The following is a 15,265-nucleotide window of genomic DNA, read 5'->3' on the forward strand; positions in this document are numbered from 1 at the left end:
CTGGTGCCTGCCGCTCGTGTACCCGCCGGTCGTATACCGGTCAGACGGGTACTTCTCGGGCGACTTCTACGAGGTGCCCGCGCGCAACCGGCTGTGCGCGACGACGCCCTGGATCGGGTGGTCGCGTTCGGTGATGGCGAACACCGACCACAGGACCATGCCTGCGATCGCCGTGGCTGCGCCCGTCGCGCACACCAGCGCCCAGCCGCCGGTCTGGTAGGCCCACCCGCCGAAGGCCGAACCGAGGACGCCGCCCGCGAAGTAGGCCACCATATACGCGGTGGTCAGTCGGGATCGTGCCTCGTCGTCGAGTGAGTAGACGGCAGCCTGGTTCGCTATCTGCACCCCTTGCACCCCGAAGTCGAACACCAGCAGCGCGACGATCAGGACGATCACCTGGTGTGCACCCCAGTAGAGCAGCGCCCAACCGGCGAGTTCGACGGCCCAGACGCCGTATTGCGTGTGCCGCAGGTAGCCGCGGTCGGCGAGCTTTCCGACGCGCGGAGCGGCCAGCGCGCCGGCTACCCCCGCCAGGCCGAAGAGTCCGATCGCGGCGTCGGAGAAGTGATAGTCCGAGCCGTGCGCCCCCGCGAGCAGGAATGCGATGGCCGTCCACATACCGCTGAACGCGGCCATGTTGAGTCCGCCGAGCAGCATGCGATGACGCAGCACATTCTCTGTACGGATCAGCGTGACGATGGACCACAACACACGGGCGTAACCGGTCGACGTCGCGGTGACCGGTGTGCGCGGCGCGAACCACCAGACCGCAGCTGCCATCGCGAGCTGGACGACGGCGGCGACGACGAGCACCGTGCGCCAGCCGCCCAGCTGTGCGACCAATCCGCTGAACACCCGCGAGAGGAGGATGCCCACGAGCAGACCGCTCATCACGGTGCCGACGATGGCTCCGCGCTCTCCCGGAGCGGCGACTGCCGCCGCCCACGGGACGACGATCTGTGCAGCCGACGCCGAGATGCCGACCGCGAAGACTGTGATCATCAGGACCGCGTACGACGGCGAGAACGCCGCCACGGCCAATGCGGCACACGAGACCACGAGCAGCCCGCCGACCAGAGCCCTGCGATTGACGAAATCGCCGAGCGGCACGACCAGGGCGAGTCCGATCAGATAGCCGACCTGTGTGATCGACACGACGAGACCCGCTGCGGCAGTGGAGATGTGGAAGTCGTTCGAGACCTCGTGCAGCAGGGGCTGCAGGTAGTAGAGACAGCCCGCCGACGACCCCGCGGTGATCGCGAAGAGCAGTACGACGAGCCGACTCAGTCGCGAGGTCGACGACGTCGGCGCGGCGGTGTTCGACACTTCCGCTGACGACGAGGCTGCACAGTCTGAAGAGGGCATACGTCCATGGTGAGCGGTGTGCGGCATGATGAAAAGCGATGGATTTCGATACGGACATCTCGTCTGTTGATGAACTCGACGTCCGATCCTGTTGTCCTCGATAGCGCCGGGAGAATCAGCTTGGAACTGCGTCAACTCGAATACTTCCTCGCCTGCTGCGACCAGGGGACGTTCACCGCGGCGGCCCGATCGCTGCACGTGGTGCAGTCTGCGGTCTCTACGGGCGTGGCCAAACTCGAACGCGAACTCGGCGTGCGACTTTTCGACCGCACGCGCACTGTGCTGGTGCTCACCGATGCAGGCCGTGCCGCGATCCTTCCTGCCCGGGAGGCACTGCGTGCGCGAGACGAGGTGCGCGACGCGATCGCCGGACTGCGTGGTGAGGTCCGTGGTGACGTTGTGCTCGGTGCGCTCGTGAACGTCGCGACGATCGACCTGGCCGGCGCATTCGAGGTCATCCACCAGCGCCATCCGGGCATCTCGATCGCGATGCGGCAGAGCCCCCAGGGGAGCGCGGGCAACGTGCGTCTCCTGCGGAACGGAAGCCTCGACCTGACGTTGCTCGGTGGCGACGTCGAGGATCAGTCGGGTATCACGGCTTATCCGCTTGCCGCCGAGCCGCTGGTGCTGGTCACGCACCCCGACCATCCGCTCGCACGCGCGGGACGATTCGTCGCCGACGACCTCGAACATGAGCGCGTCATCGACTACCCGCCGGGATGGGGGACGCGCACGATCATCGACAGGCAGATCCCGCGGCGGGACTCGGTGATCGAGGTTGCCGATCAGGTATTCGGTATCCAGTTGGCGCGCAGTGGGTTCGGGGTCACCGCCGTACCCGCCAGTGTCGCTGCGGTCCAGACCGACGCCGGGGTCGCGTCGTGCGCCGACCGCGATCTCACCTGGGTGATCTACGTGGCGCACTCCGACAGCAGGAGTTTGACGACTGCTGCGAGCGCGGTACTCGACATCGTCCGAGAGGTGTGCGGGCCGCCCTCGGATGTGACAGCGTGAACGACAGCCGCATGAGGACACGGCACATCGACGACACGCTGCACATCGAATCGGAAGGACCCGCGATGAAACTCTCCATCCGCAACCAGCTCGCAGGCGAGGTGGTCTCGGTGACGCTCGGCGCCGTCAACGCGACGATCAAGGTCCGCCTCGACGGCGGCGATCAGATCGTGACGTCCTCGATCACGAAGGAGGCGGCCGAAGAGCTCGGCCTCGCCGAGGGCTCGCGGGTATTCGCTCTCGTGAAGGCATCCGAGGTCAGCATCGGGGTTCCCGACTAGCGCCGACGGCACCCGGATTCACGCCGCCGGCACCGGACTCACGTCGTGTCGGACTCGGTCCCCGGGTCGCTGGTGTCGCCCCCTGACACCGCACGCAGCAGGTGCCGCACGGCCATGGCGCGCCGGTACGAGTGTCCGGTCAGTGCGTCGAGCGCGCACTCCGGATCCGACGGTGGTCCGAGGTGGGTACACCCGCGAGGACAGTTCTCGATCGCCTCGTGAAGGTCGTCGAATGCGTTGACGATGTCGTCGGCGCTCACGTGGGCCAGGCCGAACGAGCGGATGCCGGGGGTGTCGATCACCCATCCCCGCGGCTTATCGTCAGGGCCGGGCAGTGGCAGGGCGACCGACTGCGTCGACGTGTGGCGTCCCTTGCCGACTCCGCTGACCACGCCGGTCGCCCGTTCCGCGTCGGGCACGAGTCGATTCACCAGCGTCGACTTCCCGACGCCCGAATGCCCGATGAGTGCGGTGAGATGCCCCTCCAGAATCGCGAGCACGTCGTCGAGCGGATCGTCGCGGCCCGCGCGGACGACGGGCAGGTCGAGATCGGCGAAGGCGGCAGCGAACTCGTCCGACGACGCCAGATCTGTCTTGGTGAGGCAGAGGATCGGCGAGAGCCCCCCGACGTATGCCGCAGCGAGCGCGCGTTCGACGAATCCGGTGCGTGGGGGAGGGTCGGCCATCGCCGTGACGATCAGTAGTTGGTCGGCGTTCGCGACGACGATCCGCTCGTACGGATCGGTGTCATCTGCGGTGCGCCGCAACACTGTTCGACGCTCCGCGACCTTCACGATTCGCGCAAGACTCCCAGCGTCTCCGGTCAGGTCGCCCACCAGCGAGACCTGATCGCCGACCACGACGGGTGTTCGGCCTAGCTCGCGGGCGCGCATCGCAACGACGCGGTGCGCGGGATCGTCGTCGATCACGCACCCCCACCGACCCCGGTCGACGGAGACCACCATCGCCTGTTGCGCGTCGTCGTGCGACGGTCGGGTCTTCGTGCGCGGCCGGCTCCCCTTACCCGGACGAATCCGTACGTCGGATTCGTCGTAACTGCTCGCGCGGCGACTCATCTGCGTCCTCGCTCCGAATCTGCTGTGCGGAGCGAAATCGAAGCGGAAAGCATTGCCGCGCTGCCGGTCACGGGTGTCCGACCATCTGCTGCCACATTCCGGGAAAGTCGGGCAGTGTCTTCGACGTGGTCTCGATGTCGTCGACGGTGACACCCGGAACCATCAATCCGATGATCGCGCCCGCAGTCGCCATACGATGGTCTGCGTACGAATTCCACTGTCCGCCATGGAGTGGCACCGGCCTGATGATCAGTCCGTCGTCGGTCTCGGTCACGTCACCGCCGAGCTTGTTGAGCTCAGTGGCCAGTGCTGCGAGCCGATCGGTCTCGTGGCCGCGCAGATGTGCGATACCCGTCAACACCGACTCGCCGTCGGCGAGAGCGCACACCGCGGCGATTGTCGGTGTCAGTTCACCGACGTCGCGCAGGTCCCGACTGATACCCGAGAGCCGCTCGGGTCCCCGGACCGTCAGCACACCGTCGAGAAGCTCGACGGTGCAACCCATCTCGGCGAGGATGTCGGCGATCTGTGCGCCCGGCTGCGTGGTCGTGGCAGGCCAGCGGGGGATGCCTACCTCTCCTCCGGAGACGGCTGCAGCGGCGAGAAACGCTGCCGCGTTGGACAAGTCGGGTTCGACGGCGACGTCGACGGCCTTGATGATGCTCGGGGGAACCTGCCAGGTATCGGGGACTGAAGTGTCGACGACGACCCCTGCGGTGGCCAGCATCTCGACGGTCATGTCGATGTGCGGTAACGACGGAACCGGTGGGCCCACGTGCCGCACCGTGATTCCGTTGTCGAAGCGGGCGGCGGCGAGTAGGAGACCCGAGACGAACTGTGACGATCCGGAGGCGTCGATGGTGACCGTGCCGCCCTCGGCATGCCCGTCGCCGTGCACGACGAAGGGCAGACTGTCACCGTCGACGCCCACTCCGAGATGGCGCAGGGCGTCGAGAATGGTGGCCAGCGGGCGCTGCCTGGCTTGCGGATCGCCGTCGAATGCCACGTCGCCGCCGGCCAACGCTGCCACCGGTGGAAGGAACCGCATGACTGTGCCCGCCAGCCCGCAGAACACCTCGCCCGCGTGCATGGGCCGCGGCTCGATGGAGACGGTCGTCGGATCGGCCGGGTCGACGCGCACACCGATCCCGAGCTCGGTGAGCGCCGACAGCATGAGGTTGGTGTCGCGGCTGCGCAGGGTTCCGGTGACGGTCGACGGGCCGTCGGCGAGCGCGGCCAGCACGAGCGCACGGTTCGTGATGGACTTCGAGCCGGGCAGGTCCACGATGGCGCTGAGGACACCGTCGGCGACGGGAGCCGTCCAGATACTCATGCGTTCAGTCTCGCATGTCGCTGTCTCGCACCCGGACGTCCAGGTCAGCGGTTGTCCAGCCGCAACGGATGAGTGGCGGGCACCTCGACGAGAATGAGGGTTCGTCCGTCAGGGTCGGCGATGTGCATCTCGATCAGGCCCCACGGTTCGGTCAACGCCTCCCGGACGATCTCCACGCCAACGGCCCTCAGCTCGCGCTGGGTGGTGGTGATGTCACGAACCTGAATCCAGAGTGCGGCGCCATTGGCGTGGCCGTCGGGTAGATCTGTGCTCATGTGGCCGGGCACCTCGATCAAGCCGTTGCCCGCGTGAAAGACGAGTCCGCCCGGGTACTCGCGTGCGACGGCGAGGTGCAGCTTGTGCCGGTAGAAGTGCTGAAGTGTCTCGGGGTCGCGGGAACGCAACAGGACGCGACTGCTCAGAACCTCCATGACGTCGTGTCTACACGGTTACCCGCGAGTCGGACATCAGCGGCGACGGCGCGTCGAGGTGCTATTGGCCTTCGGTGGTGCCGCTGGTTCCACCGAGGGCGTGGCCCCTGTTGACCGTATTGCCGTGGCGGCCTGCCTCGTAGATGGCCTTCTCCCGGGCGATGCGGTCGGTCTCGCCGATGGCCTTGGCATCGCCGAAGGCGAAGGCCGATTCGTGTGGTTGGTCGTGTGGGATGTCCGGGTCGTCGACCTGCGGGTCGACACCGTCCAATTCAGGGCTGTCTGACATGTATCAACGATAGGTCTGTTCCCTCCGGCGTGCGGGCAACCACGAGATCTCCGAGACGACACGAGATCCCCGAGACGACACGAGATCCCCGAGACGACACGAGATCCCCGAGACGACTACGGCTACCGTGTCCGCCATGGAACGCGTATTCGGAATGAGTGTGTCGGACGTCTACCCGCTCTACGTCGCGAAGCTCGAGCGCAAGGGGCGGACCAAGGCCGAACTCGACCAGGTCATCGAATGGCTCACCGGATTCGACGACGCGGCATTGGCGCGCCACCTCGCCGCCGGTACCACGTTCCGCGACTTCTTCGATGCCGCGCACCTGAACCCACGTGCCGAACTGATCACCGGTGTCGTGTGCGGCGTACGAGTTCACGAGATCGACGACCCGCTCATGCGCAGGATCCGATACCTAGACAAGCTCGTCGACGAACTCGCCAAGGGCAAGGCGATGGAGAAGGTACTGCGGTAGCCGCCTCGGCTGACGGTGAAGGGACCGGGCGGGTCTCAGCTGGGCGCGTCCTGCCCGCGGCTGGAGAACTTGCCGTCGGTGACGTCGTCCCATTTGTCGAAGAGCCGCTCCACCTTCGGGTCGCCCTGTGCCCGGATCCAGTCGCAGAGTTCCTTCGGCGCCGACGGATTGGTGACGATGAACGGGTGCAGCCCGGCGTCGTGCTCGGCCAGGATCTTCAGGGTCTCCGGGCTCGTGTTGGGGTCTGCGGCGGCGAGTGCGTCGCGTGGGTCGAACGCAGCGCCGCGTGGCGCGTCGGAACCCGAGATGCCGACGTTGTCGCCCGCGACGTCGATTTCGCCGGTGTTGTGGTAGTCGACGGGATCGGGGGACGTGCTGCGCCAGTTGAAGACGAGGTTCAGCACGATCGCGCAGATCGCGCCTGCCGAGATACCGGAGTGGAAGATCGTCTGGAACCAGTCGGGGAACCTGCCGTACAGGTCGAGAGCGATGTCCTGACCTGCGTCGTTGGTGTACGAGAGGCTCGCCTCCGTCAACATCGCGACGCCCACCGAGATCGCGACCACCAGGATGTTGGAGTTGTTGAACTTCACCTTGGTCAGTGTTCGCACACCGCTGGCGGCAACCATGCCGAACAATGCGACGCCTGCGCCGCCGAGGACCGGCTGCGGGATGCCCTCGATGATCGCTGCCATCTTGGGGACGAGTCCCAGGATCACGAGGATCACGCCGGCGCAGGTCGCGACGTGGCGTGACTTGACGTTCGTGATGGCCACGAGCCCGACGTTCTGGGCGAAGGCCGTGTAGGGGAACGTGTTGAAGATGCCGCCGAGAACGGTGCCCACACCGTCGGCACGCATGCCGTCGGCAAGTCGCTGTGGGGTGATCTTCTCGTCGACGATCTCGCCGACGGCCACGATGTCACCGGTGGTCTCGGTCATGATCACCAGTGCGACGATGATCATCGCGATGATCGAGCTGACGTCGAAGCTGGGGAAGCCGAAGTAGAAGGGCTCGGGGACGGCGAACCACGAACTCTTACCGACGTTGCTGAAGTCCGTCATGCCGAACGGGATGGAGATCAGCGTTCCTGCGATGAGGCCGAGCAGGATCGAGATGCGCTTGACGGCTGGCGGCCGAGCCGCTCCAACAGGATGATGATGAGCAGCGTCAGAAAGCCGAATCCGATGGCCTTGGGTGCGCCGAAGTCGGCGCCCTTCGCGGTGCCGCCCCCGAACCAGCCTGCCGCAACACTCATCAGCGAGATGCCGATGATCAGGATGATCGTTCCGGTGACCAGTGGCGGAAAGAATCGGATCAGACGCCCGACGATCGGTGCGACCAACATCATGAAGACGCCGCACACGATCACCGATCCGTAGATCGCGGTGATCCCGTGGTTGAGGCCGATGGTGATCATCGGACCGACCGCGGCAAAGGTCACGCCCTGCATCAGCGGCAGCCGTACACCGAACCGCCAGAATCCGACCGCCTGCAGGATGGTGGCGATACCTGCGACGAAGAGGTCGGCGGTGATCAGATGGACGATCTCGTCGGAGCGCATCTGGCCCGCACCGACCATCGCGCCGCCCACGATCAGCGGCACGGCCACCGCACCCGCGTACATCGCCATGACGTGCTGCAGTCCGAGCGGAAAGAGGCGTGTCAGCGGAGGGATGTCGTCGACCGGCCTGGGCGACTTCCTGCCGTGTGTGATCGTGTCGAGAACGGTCATGCACTGTGTGTACGGTTCGGACGTTTTCCGGCATGACGCGATCGCGTGACGCATGTGTTTCCGCGACAATATATTCTCCGCCACACTGGGTTCTATGGCTCGAACTGACGCTGGGCAGAACGGCGGACGACACAGTTTCGGATTGTTGATGTACCGCGGCGCGGGCACGGGACTCGAAGTGCTGATCGCGCATCCCGGCGGTCCGCTGTGGGCGCGCAAGGACGACGGTGCGTGGTCGGTGCCCAAGGGTCTACCCGAGGTGGGCGAGGCTCCGCTCGACACCGCTCGCCGGGAGTTCAGCGAGGAACTCGGACATCCGGCGCCGACCGGAGACATACTGGAACTCGGCGAGGTGCGACAGAAGAGCGGCAAGATCGTCACCGCATTCGCGGTCGAAGGAGACCTCGACGCCGCGACCGTCACCAGCAACACGTTCGAGATGGCATGGCCGCCGCGGTCGGGGCGAATGCAGATGTTCCCGGAGGTCGATCGTGCCCAATGGTGCTCACCCGACGTCGCGCGTGTGAAACTCAATCCGGCTCAGGCCGAATTCATCGATCGACTCGAGGACTTGCTGAGTCCCGACGGGACATGACCGGCCGCATGCCGTCCGCGGGTGACGACGGTCTTGCCTCTAGGTGACCGTGATGCCGCCGTCGACGGCGATCGTCTGCCCGGTGACATAGCCGGCAGCGGCCGAACTGAGCCAGATGGCCGTGGCGGCGAGTTCGGCAGGGTCACCCATGCGGCCCAACAGAACACGCGGCATCTGTGAATCGATGTAGCCGGGCGCGTAGGTGTCGGTCATCTCGCTCTCGAAGAACCCCGGGGCAATCGCGTTGACCCGGATGCCCTTTCGCGAACCCCACTGCTGAGCCAGATCGCGTGTCAAGCCGATGATTGCGGCCTTACTGGCGGCATAGGCGGCCTGGGGGAGTCCGGCGGTGGTCAGCCCCAGGATGCTGGAGATGTTCACGATCACACTGCCCGGCGCCATCACACGCCCCGCGGCCTGCGCCATCCAGTACGACCCGTTGAGGTTGACGTCGATGACCGAGCGGAACTGCTCGGGCGTTTCACGTGTTGCCGGCACAGCGGTGCCGATCCCCGCGTTGTTGATGAGGACGTCGACGCGACCGAAGGTCTCGACCGCGCTGTCGATCACGCGCTGACAGTCGGCGGGGTCGGAGACGTCGGCGGCTACCGACAGCGCCTTGCGTCCGAGGGCTTCGACCTTCGCGGCCGTCTCGGTGAGTCGGTCGGCGCGCCGGGCCGCGAGCACGACGTCGGCGCCCGCCTCCGCGAAGGCCGTGGCGAAGCTGACGCCGAGTCCCGACGATGCGCCGGTGACGACGACGACCTTGTCGGTCACGGTGAACAGATCGAGTACTGACATGTCATTTCTCCTGTGTTGATCAGGTGGGAAGGTGTTGCGACTCAGAAGATATCGGGACGTGCGTCGAGGGTCGTGCGGTCGAGCGATGCAAGGAGGTCGAACTGTGCATCCACCTTCGGGAGTTCGTAGGTGAAGAAGTACTGCGCGGCAACGCGTTTGCCGTCGTAGAAGTGTCCGGTCTTGTCCGAGACCGCGAGGACCTGTTCGAGCCACATCCATGCGACGACGATGTGCCCGGTGGCCTCGAGGTATGCGGTCGCGTTGGCCAGCGAGACCGCGACGTCGCCCGCGGACCACACCTGTCCGGTGACGGTGACCAGTCGCTCGACACGGCTGCGTAAGTCGTCGGCGAATGCGGCTGTTGCGGGCGTTGCTGCGGCCTTGTCGATGGTCTCGCCGATCGTGTTCGCGAGCAGCTCGAGTCCTGCGCCGCCGTTCATGACGACCTTGCGGCCCAAGAGGTCGAGCCCGTGGATGCCGTGTGCCCCCTCGTGGATGGGGTTGAGCCGGTTGTCGCGATAGAACTGTTCGACCGGGAACTCGCGGGTGTAGCCGTAGCCGCCGTGGATCTGGATGGCGAGATCGTTTGCGGCGAGACACCATTGCGACGGCCATGACTTCGAGATCGGGGTCAGGACATCGAGAAGCAGGCCCGCGCGGGCGGCCTCGTCGGCGTCGGACGTCTGTTGAATGTCGACGAGTTTGCTGGAGTATAGGCCCAGTGCGAGCGCGCCTTCGACGTAGGACTTCTGCGCGAGCAGCATGCGCTTGACGTCGGGGTGCTCGATGATCGGCACCGGCTTGGACGTGGGGTCCTTGTGGTCGACGGGGCGCCCCTGCGTGCGGACCTTTGCGTACTCGAGTGACGCGAGGTAGCCCGCGTACCCCAGTGCCGTGGCGAGGAATCCGACGCCGATGCGCGCCTCGTTCATCATGTGGAACATGTACTGCAGGCCCTTGTGTTCCTCGCCGACGAGGTAGCCGACGGCGTGGTCGCCGTAGGTGCCGTCACCGAAGTTCAGCAGGCAGTTGGTGGTCGCCCGCTGTCCCATCTTGTGGTTGAGGCCCACCAGGGCAACGTCGTTGCGGGTACCGTCCGGAAGATACTTGGGCACGATGAACAGCGAGATCCCCTTGACGCCCTGGCCACCGCCGGGAGCCTTCGCGAGCACGAGATGCACGATATTCTCGCCCATTTCGTGATCACCTGCCGAGATCCACATCTTGGTTCCGGTGACGTGATAGGTGCCGTCGTCTGCGGGAATTGCCTTGGTGGTGATGTCGGCGAGCGATGATCCGGCCTGTGGTTCGGAGAGGCACATGGTGCCGAAGTAGCGCCCCTCGACCATCGGTCGAACCCAGGTGTCGATCTGCTCGGGAGTGCCGTACTCGGCGATCAGGTTCGCGTTGCCGATCGTGAGGAACGAATACGAGGACATCGCCGCGTTCGCCGCCTGGAACCATGCCTGCGCCGCGCGGCTCACCACGGTGGGCAGTTGCATTCCACCGAGCGATTCGTCGAAGGAGCCCGCGACCAATCCTGCTTTCAGGAACTCGGCGATGCCTGACCGGATCCCCTCGGGCATGACCACCGCGCCGTCGTCGCCGACGTAGGGCTCGACGGTGTCGCCGAGGCGGTTGACCGGCGCGAATCGTTTGGTCGCGAGGTCGGCGGCGAGTGCGAGCACGGCGTCGAATGTCTCGCGGGAGTGTTCGGCGAAGCGTTCACGCTCGGTCAGTGACTCGACATCGAGCCACTCGTAGAACATGAATTCGAGGTCGCGCTTGGAGATCGGTTCGGCCATGACACTCCTTTGTGACGCCTAAGCACTCGCTCATTTTATGAGCACTCGCTTATACTGCCTGGTGTGCCGGCCGAGGTCAACCATGTGCCGGACCGTAAAAGACTGACCGAGTGACGGCAGAAGCGAGGTGACGGGTATGGCGACGCGGGAGTCGGCCGCTGCGCAGCGCATCCGCGACGCGGCGGTGGTGTCGTTCGCCCAGCTCGGATACGCGGGTACGTCGACGCGACAGATCGCCGCCTCGCTGAACATGAGCGCTGCCGCGATGTACCCACACTTCCGGTCCAAGGAGGAACTGCTCTATTCGATCGCCCTCGATGGACATCGGAGTGTCTATGAGGCGTTGCGCGACGTCGACGATCCGAGCCTGCCGTATGCGGTGCGCTTGAACGCGGTGGTGAGCAGGTTTGCCCGGTGGCAGGCCGAACATCACGAGCTCGCCAAGGTGGTCCAGTATGAGCTCGGAGCACTCACTCCTGAGCACTACCGTGCCATCGGCGCCGTGCGGCGCAAGACGACCGCGATCGTCACGACCATCGTCGTCGGAGGCGTCGCGACCGGCGAATTCGTGGCCGATGATCCCGACGACGTCGTCCTCGCGATCTCGTCGCTCTGTGTGGATGTGTGCCGATGGTTTCCCAGCCGCGAGCACCGCGACCCCGCGACGTTGGGCGAGGCGTATGCACGGATGGCACTTCGAATGGCGCTCGCACGGTGATCGATGGGGGCTCCGAGTACCGGTAGGTGTCAGGCCGCCGGTGGGGCGTTGGGGATTTCGATGGTGCAGACCGTGCGAGACACGTTGACACTGCGTCGATCGGAGAACGACAGCAGCGTCCCGGCCAGATGTCGTTCGACGTCGCTCGTGGGCCCGGGCTCCGGTTGTGCTGATGGAGCGGGCGTGTGCGTCTCGAAGAGTTCGGCGCGAACCCGGGTGAGATGGTCTCGGAAGTCGCTTGGGACATCGGTGGCCCGGTTGACGTACTCGGGATTGGGCGGAAGGTGTGGCTGGGAGTTCAGACGCCACGCAACACGTCCGGCATCGGGTCCCTCGGTGATGATGCGGGTGCGATACTGGCCCGGTCGGCTTCCGACCATTCTGTTGTGAATCCCACAGGCGGGCGCGAGTTCGTCGATGTTGGTGAGTCCACCGTCTATCCAGTCCCTGGCCGCGTGATGCATCTCGACCCGGGTTGCCGGCTGGGTACACCCTGGCGCCGAACACATCTCACCGCCGTCGGAGGCGAAGGATGCGAGGCGTTGGCCGAGATTCGCAAGACGTCGAGACCGGCCGAGGTAGAGCGGAACGCTGGTGTGCTCGCCGAACACCGCCAGGTACTGCTGTGCCCCGCCTGCGGCCATATCCACGAGATCCTTGATGGGGAGCAGCGCACCGGATGCCGTGTGCGCCAGGCCGGCGCCCTCTTCCAGTTCCCGCAGCGTGGTCTTGACGATGACCTGGATCGGCAGCCCGCGATGAGACTTGCCGAGTGTTCCGGTGTCGAGCATGCGCGTCAACAAGGCCGACAGCGCGTCATGGTTGCGTTGTCCGACACTGCGGCAGTCTCTTTCGGCGGCGGCCGCCAGAGCTTCGGGTTCGGCGTCGCCGACTGCTCCGCGAGGCGAATCGGGGTCGGCAGGATTGTTCATTCCGGGTTGGGCCCACGTGTCCAGCAGGACGTCGAGGCGGACGCGTGTGGCGGGATCGAGGTCGGCAGTGAGCCGGGACATCAGTTGCGCGTTCTGTCGGCCGAGTGACAGCCGACGCTGCCTTTTGCGGTCTGCGTCGTCGGTGACCGTGCCGTCCGGATCGAGATGCGCAAGCAGGCGGCTGCCGAGATTGGTGATCTCCAGAGGAGTGAAATGTGTGGCGTAGTCGCTCATCTGGACTTCTGCGGCCATCCGCGTGTCGATCGGGGTGCCGTGGGGAATCTTTTCCAAGACGTCGAGCACGGCGCGAGCATGTGCGGGCGCCACCGCGCCATCTGTGAGATGTTGGGCGAGTGTGGGGCATCCGGGCTCCAGTAAGTCGCCGGTGACCGAGTGGAACGTCCCGGTCGCGGCGATCACCCGATACCGTTCGGGTGCATGCCCGATGTGCAGATGACGAGACATGAAGCTACGGACATCCCGGTAGCCGAGGTTGAAGGGAAGGTCCCGATCGGAGGCTTCCACTATCGAACGATCGGTGATCGCGGCGGTGCGTCGAGCGAGTTGCTCTGTGCGCGAGGATAGTTCGGCCAGCACCCCGTCGGAGACGGTGCTCAGTTCGACCTCAGCAAGTCGGTCGATCGCCGCGCCGAGTTGGTCGAGCGCTTCTTTGGCTGCGCCGTCGGGTGTTCCGGGTTGGGCTGTGGCCAAGCTGGTTTCGACGGCTTGACTACTCACGCGACGCTTGCGTCTGCCCACGTGGTCACCCCCCGGCGATCTAGCGATCGAATCGGAACCGATCGAATATGTGTTCTATGTTACCCGCGTCGTGCGGTGCTGTCCAGGATTTTTGTGAACAGGTTTTCGAGTAATGCCATGGTGGTCAGTGTCGCGCGAACCACGTCGCCTTCAGGCCGGTGAACTTGTCGATGGCGTGGACCGAGGGGTCTGAATCGAAACCCGACGCCGCGAGGTTGCCGAAAGGTGTTCCGGGAGAAGGGGGCTGCTCGGCGAATCCGATCGAGGGGATCGCCGGACGGTACCGCATCCCGCCAACCGGTCAGCGATCGTGGCCGGGGAACGGGCGGTAGGACCGGCGCGCCGCTGTGGCGACGACCTCGGTGAGGTGCTCGTCGCTGAGGACAGCGGGCGACCCGGCGCTCAGTGCCTTGAGATAGACCTCGCTCAGCCATTCGACGACGCCGAGGTGTTCACACGCGGTTTCGATGTTGCCGCCGATGGCGACCGAGCCGTGGTTGCGCATCAGGGCGGCGGTGCGCTCGAACAGTGCTGCCACCACGCCCTCGCTCAGCTCTGCGCTTCCGAACACCGCATAGGGCGCGACGCGCACCGAGCCGCCGACCATCGCGGCGTCGTAATGAATCGGCGGCAGCAACTCGGTGATCGCCGACACCGCGACAGACGCCATCGGATGGGCGTGTGCGATGGCCGATGCGGAGGTCGACCGGTAGAGGTCGAGATGGAATCGCAGTTCACTCGTCGGTCGGTAGCGCGTCTCCTCGATGACGGCACCGTCCATGTCGACGACGATCAGTTGGTCGGGCTGGACGGCATCGAGTCGGGCGCCGGACGGTGTCACGAGCACGCGATCGCCGACGCGGACGGAAAGGTTGCCGCCCGTGCTCAGCGATGTACCCGCGGCGGCGAGCTGATGTGCAGCGGCGCACAGGGGTAACCGCTGATCGACGATGTCCACATCTTCGACGGTAGCCGCTTGGCCGGTCTCGGCGCAGTGAGACGGCGTGGGTCTGGCATCTCTACTTGAGGTCTCACCTCGATGTCGCGGCTCTCGTCGCAGGTCGACGTGTCGCACTAGCAACCAATGGTTGCGCCCAGGACGATGCCGCCGTAGAGCGATACGCAACCAAGAGTTGCAGGAGGATGGCATGAAGAAACTGGCTGACACAGAGCACGCCGCAACTCTGCAGGCGCGGTCGTGACGCCGCAGCGCGGCGGATCGGCAGGCGGCGTCGACGACGCGCTGTGGTCGGCCATCGGAGATCCGACGCGCCGCCTCATCGTCGACCTCCTGCTTGCCGGTAACGGCGGTACGGCGACGTCGCTGAGTGAGCAACTCCCGGTCAGTCGCCAGGGAGTGGCGAAACACTTGGGCGTACTCGACAGGGCGGGTCTGCTGCATGCCACGCCTGCGGGGCGTGAGCGACGCTACGGCGTCGAAGGCGCCACCACACGAGATGTGTACGACGCATTGACCACCATCGACGGTCTCGCGGGCTGGTGGACTCAGGAGGTGAGCGGCGATTCCGTCGGACACCGTGCGATGGCGGGTCGTCGAAGGGCCCCAGGAGTGGGTGGGCATAACCAATCTGTGAGCGCGTGAATGTGGGTCGACTTCGAGGATGTGGGTGCTGCAGCACCCACATCTGTCGATTC

16 protein-coding genes and 1 pseudogene are annotated in these 15,265 nt (G+C 65.6%); 6 read left to right on the forward strand and 11 right to left on the reverse strand.

The window, feature by feature from the left end; translation table 11 throughout:
- Positions 1-66: 66 nt before the first annotated feature.
- Entirely contained in the window at positions 67-1,365 is a 1,299-nt protein-coding gene (locus tag GOACH_RS03470) for an MFS transporter (protein ID WP_052003900.1), read from the reverse strand.
- A gap of 69 nt (positions 1,366-1,434) precedes the next feature.
- Between GOACH_RS03470 and GOACH_RS03475 the strand changes: the two genes are divergently transcribed.
- Together GOACH_RS03475 and GOACH_RS03480 are read left to right on the forward strand one after the other, a co-directional pair.
- Positions 1,435-2,379, forward strand: a complete 945-nt coding sequence (locus tag GOACH_RS03475) for a LysR family transcriptional regulator (RefSeq protein WP_245551794.1) — start codon at positions 1,435-1,437, stop codon at positions 2,377-2,379.
- Positions 2,380-2,444: 65 nt separating this feature from the next.
- On the forward strand, positions 2,445-2,660 hold the full coding sequence (locus GOACH_RS03480) for a TOBE domain-containing protein (RefSeq protein WP_005202233.1): 216 nt from the start codon (positions 2,445-2,447) through the stop codon (positions 2,658-2,660).
- A 38-nt stretch (positions 2,661-2,698) separates the two neighbouring features.
- Here the strand turns inward: GOACH_RS03480 and rsgA are convergent, their stop codons facing one another.
- The 4 genes from rsgA to GOACH_RS03500 form a co-directional block, all read right to left on the reverse strand.
- Positions 2,699-3,736 carry a ribosome small subunit-dependent GTPase A gene (gene rsgA / locus GOACH_RS03485; RefSeq protein ID WP_005170607.1) on the reverse strand — a complete coding sequence of 346 codons (1,038 nt, stop codon included), beginning with the start codon at positions 3,734-3,736 and terminating at the stop codon, positions 2,699-2,701.
- A 67-nt stretch (positions 3,737-3,803) separates the two neighbouring features.
- Entirely contained in the window at positions 3,804-5,069 is a 1,266-nt protein-coding gene (aroA, locus tag GOACH_RS03490) for a 3-phosphoshikimate 1-carboxyvinyltransferase (protein ID WP_005170609.1), read from the reverse strand.
- A 44-nt stretch (positions 5,070-5,113) separates the two neighbouring features.
- Positions 5,114-5,500: a VOC family protein gene (locus GOACH_RS03495; RefSeq protein ID WP_005170611.1), complete on the reverse strand. Its 387-nt coding sequence runs from the start codon at positions 5,498-5,500 to the stop codon at positions 5,114-5,116.
- A 61-nt stretch (positions 5,501-5,561) separates the two neighbouring features.
- On the reverse strand, positions 5,562-5,789 hold the full coding sequence (locus GOACH_RS03500) for a hypothetical protein (RefSeq protein ID WP_005170614.1): 228 nt from the start codon (positions 5,787-5,789) through the stop codon (positions 5,562-5,564).
- A 136-nt stretch (positions 5,790-5,925) separates the two neighbouring features.
- Here GOACH_RS03500 and GOACH_RS03505 point away from each other — a divergent pair, with 136 nt between their 5' ends.
- Entirely contained in the window at positions 5,926-6,264 is a 339-nt protein-coding gene (locus GOACH_RS03505; protein WP_040517551.1) for a DUF2200 domain-containing protein, read from the forward strand.
- A gap of 35 nt (positions 6,265-6,299) precedes the next feature.
- On the opposite strand, the pseudogene GOACH_RS03510 reads toward GOACH_RS03505, so the two are convergent.
- Positions 6,300-7,999: pseudogene (locus GOACH_RS03510) on the reverse strand (nucleobase:cation symporter-2 family protein).
- A 94-nt stretch (positions 8,000-8,093) separates the two neighbouring features.
- Between GOACH_RS03510 and GOACH_RS03515 the strand changes: the two are divergent.
- Positions 8,094-8,594 carry an NUDIX hydrolase gene (locus GOACH_RS03515; RefSeq protein ID WP_281168876.1) on the forward strand — a complete coding sequence of 167 codons (501 nt, stop codon included), beginning with the start codon at positions 8,094-8,096 and terminating at the stop codon, positions 8,592-8,594.
- A gap of 39 nt (positions 8,595-8,633) precedes the next feature.
- Here GOACH_RS03515 and GOACH_RS03520 read toward each other — a convergent pair whose 3' ends face one another.
- Both GOACH_RS03520 and GOACH_RS03525 read right to left on the reverse strand, forming a co-directional pair.
- Positions 8,634-9,395 (reverse strand): SDR family NAD(P)-dependent oxidoreductase, encoded by a 762-nt coding sequence (locus tag GOACH_RS03520; protein ID WP_005170632.1) that lies wholly within the window; start codon positions 9,393-9,395, stop codon positions 8,634-8,636.
- A gap of 41 nt (positions 9,396-9,436) precedes the next feature.
- Positions 9,437-11,200, reverse strand: coding sequence for an acyl-CoA dehydrogenase (locus GOACH_RS03525; protein ID WP_005170634.1), 1,764 nt, complete (start codon positions 11,198-11,200; stop codon positions 9,437-9,439).
- Positions 11,201-11,327: 127 nt separating this feature from the next.
- Between GOACH_RS03525 and GOACH_RS03530 the strand changes: the two genes are divergently transcribed.
- Positions 11,328-11,918 carry a TetR/AcrR family transcriptional regulator gene (locus GOACH_RS03530; RefSeq protein WP_005170636.1) on the forward strand — a complete coding sequence of 197 codons (591 nt, stop codon included), beginning with the start codon at positions 11,328-11,330 and terminating at the stop codon, positions 11,916-11,918.
- Between the two features lie 29 nt (positions 11,919-11,947).
- Here the strand turns inward: GOACH_RS03530 and GOACH_RS03535 are convergent, their stop codons facing one another.
- From GOACH_RS03535 to GOACH_RS03540, 3 genes are all read right to left on the reverse strand, one after another.
- Positions 11,948-13,588 (reverse strand): HNH endonuclease signature motif containing protein, encoded by a 1,641-nt coding sequence (locus GOACH_RS03535; protein ID WP_245551795.1) that lies wholly within the window; start codon positions 13,586-13,588, stop codon positions 11,948-11,950.
- A 145-nt stretch (positions 13,589-13,733) separates the two neighbouring features.
- Complete coding sequence (locus GOACH_RS23675) at positions 13,734-13,898, reverse strand: hypothetical protein (RefSeq protein WP_005170653.1); 165 nt, start codon at positions 13,896-13,898, stop codon at positions 13,734-13,736.
- A 12-nt stretch (positions 13,899-13,910) separates the two neighbouring features.
- Positions 13,911-14,567, reverse strand: a complete 657-nt coding sequence (locus GOACH_RS03540) for a class II aldolase/adducin family protein (RefSeq protein ID WP_005170655.1) — start codon at positions 14,565-14,567, stop codon at positions 13,911-13,913.
- Positions 14,568-14,807: 240 nt separating this feature from the next.
- Here GOACH_RS03540 and GOACH_RS24160 point away from each other — a divergent pair, with 240 nt between their 5' ends.
- The gene (locus GOACH_RS24160) at positions 14,808-15,212 is read left to right on the forward strand and encodes an ArsR/SmtB family transcription factor (RefSeq protein ID WP_005170657.1); all 405 of its coding nucleotides are present in this window, start codon (positions 14,808-14,810) and stop codon (positions 15,210-15,212) included.
- Positions 15,213-15,265: the final 53 nt, after the last annotated feature.

Source organism: Gordonia aichiensis NBRC 108223 (genome assembly GCF_000332975.1).
Taxonomy (GTDB): domain Bacteria; phylum Actinomycetota; class Actinomycetes; order Mycobacteriales; family Mycobacteriaceae; genus Gordonia; species Gordonia aichiensis.

Coding starts and splice junctions, on each gene's coding strand:
- GOACH_RS03505 (WP_040517551.1), top strand. CDS start 5,926: ATGGAACGCGTATTCGGAATGAGTGTGTCGGACGTCTACCCGCTCTAC.
- GOACH_RS03515 (WP_281168876.1), top strand. CDS start 8,094: ATGGCTCGAACTGACGCTGGGCAGAACGGCGGACGACACAGTTTCGGA.
- rsgA (WP_005170607.1), bottom strand. CDS start 3,736: ATGAGTCGCCGCGCGAGCAGTTACGACGAATCCGACGTACGGATTCGT.
- GOACH_RS03525 (WP_005170634.1), bottom strand. CDS start 11,200: ATGGCCGAACCGATCTCCAAGCGCGACCTCGAATTCATGTTCTACGAG.
- GOACH_RS03500 (WP_005170614.1), bottom strand. CDS start 5,789: ATGTCAGACAGCCCTGAATTGGACGGTGTCGACCCGCAGGTCGACGAC.
- GOACH_RS03495 (WP_005170611.1), bottom strand. CDS start 5,500: ATGGAGGTTCTGAGCAGTCGCGTCCTGTTGCGTTCCCGCGACCCCGAG.
- aroA (WP_005170609.1), bottom strand. CDS start 5,069: ATGAGTATCTGGACGGCTCCCGTCGCCGACGGTGTCCTCAGCGCCATC.
- GOACH_RS23675 (WP_005170653.1), bottom strand. CDS start 13,898: ATGCGGTACCGTCCGGCGATCCCCTCGATCGGATTCGCCGAGCAGCCC.
- GOACH_RS03520 (WP_005170632.1), bottom strand. CDS start 9,395: ATGTCAGTACTCGATCTGTTCACCGTGACCGACAAGGTCGTCGTCGTC.
- GOACH_RS03470 (WP_052003900.1), bottom strand. CDS start 1,365: ATGCCCTCTTCAGACTGTGCAGCCTCGTCGTCAGCGGAAGTGTCGAAC.
- GOACH_RS03480 (WP_005202233.1), top strand. CDS start 2,445: ATGAAACTCTCCATCCGCAACCAGCTCGCAGGCGAGGTGGTCTCGGTG.
- GOACH_RS03475 (WP_245551794.1), top strand. CDS start 1,435: ATGAACTCGACGTCCGATCCTGTTGTCCTCGATAGCGCCGGGAGAATC.